Below are 9,602 nucleotides of genomic sequence, written 5' to 3'. Positions count from 1 at the left end.
CTCGGATTGGCGAGCGTGGCCATTGTCAGGTTGGCCGCGATGACCACCCCGAAAAAGGTGAGAATGATGGCCAGCATGTGCCTGCCGGTGAATTCGCGAGGCTTTTGGGCATTGGCGGTCATTTGGCGGCCTCTGGCGCATTGAATGTTGCGGTGTACTCGTTCGACTCGAAGCTCGCTCTGTCCTCGACACGGAACTTGAAGGTCTGTGCCGGGGCGTGGATCTGGTCCGCCGGCTGGCGAACGAAGACCTTCAACGTTTTCAGGCGGTCGGGCTCGACCGGGATGGCGAAAGACCGGCCGGCCGGAATGTCGTCGCCGACCACGCTCATCTCGGCGCCCTGCAAGCCCTGCATCGTGACGACGATTGTCCGTGGCTCAGGGATCATATTGAGCAGCTTGACGGTGTAGCCATTGCGGATCGAACCGTCGGACAGCGTGACGAACTGCGGATTGCGGTCGTGCAGTACGTTGACCTCGAGCCGATCGCGCGTCAGCAGCGAATAGAGCAGGCCCAGCCCGATCAGCGACCACAGGCCCATGTAGACGTAGGTGCGCGGCCGGAAGATCTTGCGAATGTGAAAATGCGCCACCTGATCGGAGAAGGTGCCGACGGCCGTCCTGACCAGTGACGGATTGACTGAACTGGAGCCGCCCGCGGTCGCCAGCATCATGTTGGCGTTGTAGTCGGAGAGCGTCGCGTAGGCGATCAGCCCGCGCTCCTTGCCGAGCTTGTCCATGACGCCGTCGCAGGCGTCGATGCACAGTGCGCAGGTAATGCATTCGAGCTGCTGGCCGTCGCGAATGTCGATCCCCATCGGGCACACCGCGACACAGGCATTGCAGTCGATGCAGTCGCCGACGGACTGCCCCGAGGCTTGCACCTTCTTCGCATGACGCGAGCGCGGTTCGCCGCGCCAGTCATTGTAGGTGACGGTGAGCGAATTCTCGTCGAGCATGGCCGCCTGGATGCGCGGCCATGGGCACATATAGGTGCAGACCTGCTCGCGCATCAGCCCGCCGAACGTGTAGGTGGTCGCCGTCAACACGGCGATGGTGATGTAGGCGATAGGCGCGGCGGTACCGGTGAAAAGCTCGCCAACCAGCGTCGGTGCATCGGCGAAATAGAAAATCCAGGCGCCGCCGGTCGCCGCGCCGATGACCAGCCAGATCGTGTGCTTCGATACGCGCAGCATCAGCTTGCGGGCGGTCCAGGGGCCTACATCGAGCTTCATGCGGGCGTTGCGGTCACCCTCTATCGCGCGTTCGACGACGAGGAACAGATCGACCCACACCGTCTGTGGGCATGCATAGCCGCACCAGGCACGGCCGACAGTCGACGTGATCAGGAAAAGACCGACGCCCGCCATGACCAGAAGGCCAGCCACGTAAAAGAATTCCTGGGGCCATATCTCGATGAAGAAGAAGTAGAAACGCCGATTGGCGACGTCGAGCAGCACGGCCTGGTCCGGGGCAAATGGACCGCGATCCCAACGCAGCCACGGCGTCAGGTAGTAGATGCCAAGCGTGATCGCCATCACCAGCCATTTGAAGCGGCGAAAGTTGCCCGAGGCGCGCTTTGGGAAGATTTTCTTGCGCGCGGCGTAGAGGGGCTGACGTGTCTCGGCGGAATTGACCGCCTCCGCTTCCAGCCGTTCCACCTGCGTCTTGTCGAGCACGACTATCTCCACTTGCGCGCAGAGTGTGATTTTGAGCGCGCCGGGCAACATTGCCGCCGCATGGACCGACCCGCGTTGATGCAGGTCAATCCAGGCAATGCCGAAAAGATCGAGGCCCGGACTGGCCGGGCCTCGTCGCTCAGGCGGTGAAGGGCAGGAAATAGGGCCCCCGACCTATTCCCCACCGCCGAGCGAATGGATGTAGACCGCCAACTCCTTGACCTTGGTCTCGCCGAGACGCGCGCCCCATGCAGGCATCACGCCCTGCTTCGGTGCGCGAACCTGGTCGGCGATTGCCGTCTCGCCCGACCCGTAAAGCCAGATCGCGTCGGTCAGGTCGGGCGCGCCGAGTTCCCTGTTGCCTTTCGCATTGTCGCCGTGACAGGCGACGCAGTTTTCGGCGAAGACCTTGGCGCCGGGTTGAATAAGAGTTCCATCGCGGACCTTGCCGGACAGGCTGGCGACGTAGGCGCTGACCTGGGCGATCTGGTCGGCGGTGATGATGTCCCCGAAGGCCGGCATTTCCGACAGGCGAGTGTCCGGATCCGAAGCGAAGCGGATGCCGTGCGTGATCGTCTGCTGGATCTGCTCCGCCTTGCCGCCCCACAGCCAGTCGTCGTCGTTGAGGTTGGGAAAGCCCTTGGAACCTTGGGCGCCGGAGCCGTGGCACTGCGTGCAGTTGACCTTGAATGCGGCGCCGCCGGCCGCGACCGCGAATTCCCGCAAGGCATCGTCCGCTGCGATTTCGGAGACGCTTTTCGACTCCACCGCCGCGACGTATTTGCCCTTCGCTGCTTCCGCCGCCGCCAACTCGTTCTTGACGTCGTTGCGGCTTGAATAGCCGAGAACACCCGTTGTCGCCGAGTGCAGCAGCGGCCATGCCGGATAGGCGATGGTGTAGCCGATCGCCCACACGATGGTGACGTAGAACGTGATGACCCACCAGCGCGGAAGTGGGTTGTTCAGCTCCCGGATGCCGTCCCATTCGTGACCCGTGGTTGAGACGCCAGAGATTTCGTCGATGTGCTCGTCGCTCATGATCACTCGTCCTCGAGAGGAATCCGGGCTGCTTCGTCCGCCAACTTGCGGCTGCCGGGACGCAGGGCGAAGACAATTGCCCCCGCAAAGAAAAGCGCCATGGCGACCAGACCCCAGCTGTCGGCAAACTCCCGCATAAGATTGTAATTCATAGAAAAAACTCCTCAGCGATAGCCGGCGGCTTCGTCGTAATTCTTGAAATCGACCAGGGTGCCCAGCATTTGCAGATAGGCCACGAGGGCATCCATTTCGGTGACCTGTTGCGGGTTGCCGTCGAAGTCGCCAATCTTGGCCTTGGGATAACGGGCCTCAAGACCTGATGTGTCGGCGTTCGGATCAGCCTGCGCCATCAGATCGGTATTGGCGTGCGCCACCATCTCATCGTCATAGGGGACGCCGACCCGCCGGTTGGCGACCAGGTGCGTCGAGAAGTCCTTCACGTCGATCGGCGCGTCCTTCAGGAAGGCGTAGCTGGGCATGATCGATTCCGGCACAACGGAACGCGGATCGGAGAGATGCGCTACATGCCATGCATTCGAGTAGCGGTCACCGACCCGGGCCAGATCCGGCCCCGTCCGCTTCGATCCCCACTGAAAGGGATGATCGTACATTGACTCGGCGGCCAGGCTGTAGTGGCCGTAGCGCTCGACCTCGTCGCGGAACGGCCTGATCATCTGGCTGTGGCAGAGGTAGCAGCCCTCGCGTACATAGATGTTGCGCCCGACGAGCTCAAGCGGCGAGTAGGGACGCATGCCTTCCACCTTCTCGATCGTGTTGTCGAGATAGAAGAGCGGTGCGATCTCGACGATCCCGCCGACGGTCACCACAAGAAGGGAGCCTACGAGAAGCAGCGTCGCGTTCTTCTCGATGAGTGCATGTCTATCCATCAAGCCCATGTTCTGGCTCCTTATTCGGCAGGCTGAAGGGCGGGAACAGAGCCCGGCATCGGTTGCTCCTCGCGCTGGTGGCCGAGGATGGTCATGGTGATGTTCCAGGCCATGATCAGGGCGCCGGAGAGATACATGGCGCCGCCGATGGCGCGCATGACGTAGTAGGGGTGCATGGCAGCGACGGTCTCGGCGAAGGAGTAGACCAGGAAGCCCTGCTCGTCGTATTCGCGCCACATCAGGCCCTGCATGATGCCGGACACCCACATGACCGCGGCGTAGACGACGATCCCCAGGGTCGCCAGCCAGAAGTGCCAGGTGACCAGTCGCAGTGAATAGAGCCGGTTACGGTTCCAGAGCTTCGGCACCATGTAGTAGATCGCGCCGAACGAGATCATGCCGACCCAGCCGAGCGCACCGGAGTGCACGTGACCAATGGTCCAGTCGGTGTAGTGCGACAGCGAGTTGACCGTCTTGATCGACATCATCGGCCCTTCGAAGGTCGACATGCCGTAGAAGGCGATGGCCATCACCATCATGCGGATGATCGGGTCGGTGCGCAGCTTGTCCCAGGCGCCGGACAGCGTCATCAGGCCATTGATCATACCGCCCCAGGACGGCATCCACAGCATGATCGAGAACACCATCCCGAGCGTCTGCGCCCAGTCGGGCAGGGCGGTGTAGTGCAGGTGATGCGGCCCGGCCCAGATGTAGAGAAAGATGATCGCCCAGAAATGGATGATCGAGAGCCGGTAGGAATAGACTGGACGGTTCGCCTGCTTGGGCACGAAATAATACATCATGCCGAGGAAGCCGGCGGTGAGAAAGAAGCCGACCGCATTGTGGCCGTACCACCATTGCGTCAGCGCGTCCTGGACCCCGGAAAAGGCGGAGTAACTTTTGGAACCGAGGAGAGAGGCCGGCATTGAAAGGTTGTTGACCACATGCAGCATCGCGATAGTCACGATGAAGGACAGGTAGAACCAGTTGGCGACGTAGATGTGCGGTTCCTTGCGCTTCAGGATCGTGCCAAGGAACAGGATGAGGTAAGCGACCCAGACGATGGTCAGCCAGATATCCACGTACCATTCGGGTTCGGCGTATTCGCGGCTCTCGGTGATGCCGAGCAGGTAGCCTGTCGCGGCCATCACGATGAAAAGCTGGTAACCCCAAAAGACGAACCAGGCGAGATCGCCGCCGAAGAGCCGGGCGCGGCAGGTCCGCTGCACGACATACAATGACGTGCAAAGCAATGCGTTGCCGCCGAAGGCGAAGACGACCCCCGAGGTATGCAGCGGCCGCAAGCGGCCGAAGTTGAACCAGGGCTGGATGTTGAGATCGGGGTAGGCAAGCTGCAGCGCGATGACGACGCCGACCAGCATGCCGACGACACCCCAAAACATCGTGGCGATGGCGCCGTAGCGGATTGGACCGTCCATGTAGGCGGATGGGTCGATCGGAGCGGCCACTTCGAAGCTTGTGTTGCGGATGAGGATGCCGACAAACCCGAGCAGCACAAAAAACAGCACCCACATGTGCTGGCGGAAAGGCTCGTCGACACCGAACCCGGCCGCGACAAGGGCGGCAAATGTGAACAGGCCCAAAGCGAAGATTTGTGTACCAAACTTCATGACATGTCCCCGACGTCGATTCCGATGCGCGGACGCCAATCCGCGTGACACCAATTCAGCAGTCGGCCCACCGCCGCCTTGATCCATGTCAAAGCCACATCCTTTTGGATTGGGCAGCGTCGGTCGCACAAACGATCAGGAGGCTGCCGTTGAACAGGTTGAAGGAGCTGGGATCGTCGCTGAACGAAACAGGCCGTGAAAATACGACAGCTCGATCTGGCCGGGAGGCGGTTCCGGCGGCGGTGATGAAACGTGCCCATCTGGAAAAGCTGCAGCTCTGCGAGGCCCTCGAAAGAATCGCCGACACCTTGCCGAAGGTTGATCGTTTGAAATGCCTAAGCACGGCAAACGCGATCGTCCCGTTGTTGCGAAACATTCATCGATACGAAGAGACGATGATCTTCCCGGCCTACGAGGCTGCTTTGAACAGCCGCGACGCCAACCTCGATTCCACCCGGCGATTGCGCGCCGAACATGTCGAGGACGAATGCTTTGCCGGCGAGGTGACTGAAATTCTGCTGGCGATCGGCCATGGCAAGACCATCGACAATGCCGAAGCGGTTGGTTTCATGCTGCGCGGCTTCTTCGAAAGCGTGCGCCGCCACATCGCCTTTGAGCGCGAGCATGTCCTGCCGATGATTGGGATCGTCGGTTGATTCTAGGCGCCGGAGCGGCGCTGTAGCCGGTGCAGGCTATCGACAACAACATGCCGATTGTTCTCGATACGGATCACGTTGTCCGATCGCAGCCGGGTCAGCTGACGGCTGACAGTCTCGATCGTCAGACCGAGGAAATCGGCGATGTCGGCGCGGGTCAGTGGTAGCTCGAAACGTGTCGACTGGGCGGCGGGGTCGAGCGCGGGATCGATGTTTCTGGCGATCATCAACAGAAAGCTCGCCACCTTTTCCGAAGCACTCTTGCGCCCCAGCGTCACCATCCAGTCACGCGCCTCGTCGAGTTCGTTCAGCGTCTGTTTGAAGAGGCGGTGCTCCAGTCCCGGCGACTCTTTCATCATCCGTTCGATGGCGGCCATGGGGAATGAGCACAGGGAGACAGCGGTAGCGGCTTCGGCGTTGATCGCGCTTTCTACCTTGAAAGGCCGTCCCAGAAAATCGGGAGCAAATTGAAGCCCGACAATCTGCTGGCGTCCGTCCGAGAGGCTTTTCGTGAGCTTGACCACGCCGGAAAGCACATTCGAGTAACTCCCGACCGTCTCGGCGTCGCCAATCAATTCCGCGCCCGGTTCAACCGTATGTTTCGATGAGGTCTTGGCGAGACCCACCAGTTGTTCAGGGTCGAGCGCGCCGCAAACGCCATGGTGGCGCGCTTCGCATGATTGGCAAAGCACGGGAATGCCGGCGCTGTGTACATCCTGACGCACTGTCATCGTGGTCTTCCGCGGACGCAAAGTCCTGTCACGATATAGCATCGAGCCAAGAAAAAGGCGCTTGCGGCAGTTTGTCCGCAGCCGACGGGCTTTGACCGAAATCAAGGCGGCTATTGCCTCTCGTGAGCAGTGTCGTGCGAAACAGCCCGGAGCAGATTAGGACATGCGCCCAGATTTAGTTGCCCGACTTGGCGAGAACGTGCCGCGTTACACGAGCTATCCGACGGCGCCGCATTTTCATCCGGGTGTCGATGCTGCCGTTTGTCGCGGCTGGTTGCAAACGCTTGGCGAGGATGACGAGATCTCGCTCTATTTGCATATCCCTTACTGCGACAAGCTCTGCTGGTTCTGCGCCTGCCATACGAAGCAGACACGCCACTACGAGCCGGTGACCCAATATCTGCGCTCGCTGCATGACGAGATCGCGACCGTGGCCGGTCTTGTCGCAGGCAAGGGTCACGTGCGTGCCGTTCATTTCGGTGGTGGTTCGCCAACCATGCTCAAACCGCAGGATATCGTCGCACTGGCGGAAGTCTTGCGCGATAGATTCACATTTCTTCCCGACGCCAGGATCAGCGTTGAAATCGAACCCAACGACATGGACGAAGCCCGGCTCGACGCACTCGCCGAAATCGGCATGACAAGGGCGAGCCTCGGCGTCCAGGATTTCGATCCCAAGGTCCAGAAGGCCATCAATCGCGAGCAGACCTTCTTGCAAACGAAAGCTGTCGTTGACGGCGTTCGTTCGCGCGGCGTTGAATCGGTCAACTTGGACCTGCTCTACGGCTTGCCGCACCAGACCCGGGAGAGCGTTTCCTCTACGGTCGCGCAAGCGTTGAGCCTGGAGCCGGATCGGATCGCGCTTTTTGGCTATGCGCATGTGCCATGGTTCAAGAAACATCAGACAATGATCGACGAGGCCTGGTTGCCGGGCCCGGAAGAGCGGTTTGCCCAATCGCAACTGGCAGCGCGCGCTATCCTCAACCAGGGATACGAAGCAATCGGACTCGACCATTTCGCCAAACCTGACGATGCGTTGGCGCATGCCGCACGTTCGGGAACTTTGCATCGGAACTTTCAGGGCTACACCGAAGATCGCTGCGAGACTTTGATCGGCCTTGGCCCTTCGTCCGTCAGCCAGTACCGGCAAGGCTATGCACAGAACATGCCGTCGACAGCTGAATATGGCCGCATGGTCGGCAACGGCGAGTTGGCGACCGTCAGAGGCATCGCGCTCTCCGTTGATGATCGCGTTCGCGGCTGGATCATCGAACGGCTGATGTGCGACTTCGCCTTTTCCGCGATCGACCTGGTTGAGCGCTTCGGCGAAGCCGGCGAAAAGCTTCTCAGCAAGGCAAGCTCGACTGCCCTTCTTGATCCTGCACGCATGCTTGAATTGGACGGTGACCACTTCGTCGTGCCGGTGGAAAGCCGCCCCTTTGTCAGAAGCGTCGCGGCGAAATTCGACAAATATTTCGAAACCGGCAAGGCGAGACATTCCGTAGCGGTCTGAGCATCGGGTTTCGTTTCAGAAATGCTCGCACAAGTCGGCAACTCGGATGGGAAGCCTACAGCCCGATCTGAACGGTGCAAATCGTCGACCGCGTCAGGAATCGCTTCTCACGTCCATTGTCGAGCGAGAACATGCCGCCACGACCAGGCACAACGTCGATAATGAGATCGGTGTGCTTCCAGGCTTCGAATTGCGAGGCCCCGATGTAGAAGGGGGCGTCACCGATGTGGCCAAGAAGCACATCCTGGTCACCGATGATGAAGCCGGCCACCGGATAGCACATTGGCGAAGAGCCATCACAGCAGCCGCCGGACTGATGGAACAGCACCGGGCCATGATCGGTGACAATCTCCGCGATCAGTTCAAGGGCCGCCGGCGTCGCCGTAACTTTTGCATGCATGGTCTTATCCGGTTTCCAGTCATGCGCGCGGCCCCGTGGAGCCGCGCGCATGGGCGCGGTGATCAGAAGAAGCCGAGCTTCTTCGGGCTGTAGCTGACCAGCATGTTCTTGGTCTGCTGGTAGTGGTCGAGCATCATCTTGTGGGTCTCCCGGCCAATGCCGGACTGCTTGTAGCCGCCGAAGGCCGCATGCGCGGGATAGGCATGGTAGCAATTGGTCCAGACGCGGCCAGCCTGGATTGCCCGGCCGAAGCGGTAGGCGCGGTTGGCATCGCGTGTCCAGACGCCGGCGCCGAGACCGTAGAGCGTATCGTTGGCAATCGCCAGGGCTTCGTCGTCGTCCTTGAAGGTCGTGACCGATACCACCGGCCCAAATATTTCCTCCTGGAAGATGCGCATCTTGTTGTGACCCTTGAACACCGTGGGCTGGACGTAGTAGCCGCCTGCCAGATCGCCGGGCAGAAGATTGCGCGCCCCACCGGTCAGCAGCTCGGCGCCTTCCTGGCGGCCGATGTCGATGTAGGACAGGATCTTTTCCATCTGCTCGGACGAGGCCTGAGCACCGATCATCGTCGCCGGATCGAGCGGATCGCCCTGCACGATCGCCTCGACGCGCTTGAGGGAGCGTTCCATGAACCTGTCGTAGATCGATTCATGGATGAGCGCGCGGCTCGGGCACGTGCAGACCTCGCCCTGGTTCAGCGCGAACATGACGAAGCCTTCGATCGCCTTGTCGAAGAAATCGTCGTCTTCGGCGACGACATCCTTGAAGAAGATGTTGGGTGACTTGCCACCGAGCTCGAGCGTCACGGGGATCAGATTCTGGCTGGCATACTGCATGATCAGCCTGCCTGTCGTAGTCTCGCCGGTAAAGGCGATCTTGGCAATGCGCGGCGACGACGCGAGCGGCTTGCCGGCCTCGAGGCCGAAGCCGTTGACGATGTTGAGCACGCCCGGCGGCAGCAGATCGCCGATCAGATCGGCCCACAGCAAGATGGCAGCCGGGGTCTGCTCGGCAGGCTTCAGCACGACGCAGTTACCGGCCGCCAGCGCTGGTGCAAGTTTCCAG

Annotated in this window: 11 protein-coding genes; 2 read left to right on the top strand and 9 right to left on the bottom strand. The window is 60.8% G+C overall.

The window, feature by feature from the left end; genetic code table 11:
• From EN932_RS20365 to ccoN, 6 genes are all read right to left on the bottom strand, one after another.
• Window positions 1–122, bottom strand: a 122-nt coding sequence (locus EN932_RS20365; RefSeq protein WP_206618949.1) for a FixH family protein, incomplete at its 3' end; no start/stop codon positions are given.
• A complete protein-coding gene (gene ccoG, locus EN932_RS20360; RefSeq protein ID WP_128369017.1) occupies window positions 119–1,678 on the bottom strand; it encodes a cytochrome c oxidase accessory protein CcoG in 1,560 nt (519 codons plus the stop codon). The genes ccoG and EN932_RS20365, both read right to left, overlap by 4 nt.
• A gap of 174 nt (window positions 1,679–1,852) precedes the next feature.
• Complete coding sequence (ccoP, locus tag EN932_RS20355) at window positions 1,853–2,716, bottom strand: cytochrome-c oxidase, cbb3-type subunit III (RefSeq protein ID WP_128369016.1); 864 nt, start codon at window positions 2,714–2,716, stop codon at window positions 1,853–1,855.
• 2 nt (window positions 2,717–2,718) lie between these two features.
• Window positions 2,719–2,868, bottom strand: a complete 150-nt coding sequence (locus EN932_RS20350; protein ID WP_023764650.1) for a CcoQ/FixQ family Cbb3-type cytochrome c oxidase assembly chaperone — start codon at window positions 2,866–2,868, stop codon at window positions 2,719–2,721.
• A gap of 12 nt (window positions 2,869–2,880) precedes the next feature.
• A complete protein-coding gene (gene ccoO / locus EN932_RS20345) occupies window positions 2,881–3,612 on the bottom strand; it encodes a cytochrome-c oxidase, cbb3-type subunit II (RefSeq protein WP_128369015.1) in 732 nt (243 codons plus the stop codon).
• 11 nt (window positions 3,613–3,623) lie between these two features.
• On the bottom strand, window positions 3,624–5,234 hold the full coding sequence (ccoN, locus tag EN932_RS20340; RefSeq protein ID WP_128369014.1) for a cytochrome-c oxidase, cbb3-type subunit I: 1,611 nt from the start codon (window positions 5,232–5,234) through the stop codon (window positions 3,624–3,626).
• 245 nt (window positions 5,235–5,479) lie between these two features.
• On the opposite strand from ccoN, the gene EN932_RS20335 reads away from it, so the two are divergent.
• Window positions 5,480–5,890 (top strand): hemerythrin domain-containing protein, encoded by a 411-nt coding sequence (locus EN932_RS20335; RefSeq protein ID WP_128369018.1) that lies wholly within the window; start codon window positions 5,480–5,482, stop codon window positions 5,888–5,890.
• Between the two features lie 2 nt (window positions 5,891–5,892).
• Here EN932_RS20335 and EN932_RS20330 read toward each other — a convergent pair whose 3' ends face one another.
• Window positions 5,893–6,621 carry a Crp/Fnr family transcriptional regulator gene (locus EN932_RS20330; RefSeq protein ID WP_128369013.1) on the bottom strand — a complete coding sequence of 243 codons (729 nt, stop codon included), beginning with the start codon at window positions 6,619–6,621 and terminating at the stop codon, window positions 5,893–5,895.
• Between the two features lie 163 nt (window positions 6,622–6,784).
• Between EN932_RS20330 and hemN the strand changes: the two genes are divergently transcribed.
• Window positions 6,785–8,134 (top strand): oxygen-independent coproporphyrinogen III oxidase, encoded by a 1,350-nt coding sequence (gene hemN / locus EN932_RS20325; RefSeq protein ID WP_128369012.1) that lies wholly within the window; start codon window positions 6,785–6,787, stop codon window positions 8,132–8,134.
• Window positions 8,135–8,189: 55 nt separating this feature from the next.
• Here the strand turns inward: hemN and EN932_RS20320 are convergent, their stop codons facing one another.
• Together EN932_RS20320 and adh are read right to left on the bottom strand one after the other, a co-directional pair.
• Window positions 8,190–8,534 (bottom strand): DUF779 domain-containing protein, encoded by a 345-nt coding sequence (locus tag EN932_RS20320; RefSeq protein ID WP_128369011.1) that lies wholly within the window; start codon window positions 8,532–8,534, stop codon window positions 8,190–8,192.
• 62 nt (window positions 8,535–8,596) lie between these two features.
• The coding region (gene adh / locus EN932_RS20315; protein WP_128369010.1) for an aldehyde dehydrogenase at window positions 8,597–9,602 on the bottom strand (1,006 nt) is incomplete at its 5' end.

The sequence above is a fragment of the Mesorhizobium sp. M7A.F.Ca.US.002.01.1.1 genome (assembly GCF_004022955.1).
Classification (GTDB): Bacteria; Pseudomonadota; Alphaproteobacteria; order Rhizobiales; family Rhizobiaceae; genus Mesorhizobium; species Mesorhizobium ciceri.
The sequence above is the reverse complement of the archived record's forward strand: the minus strand, read 5'-3'. Positions and strand labels throughout refer to the sequence as shown.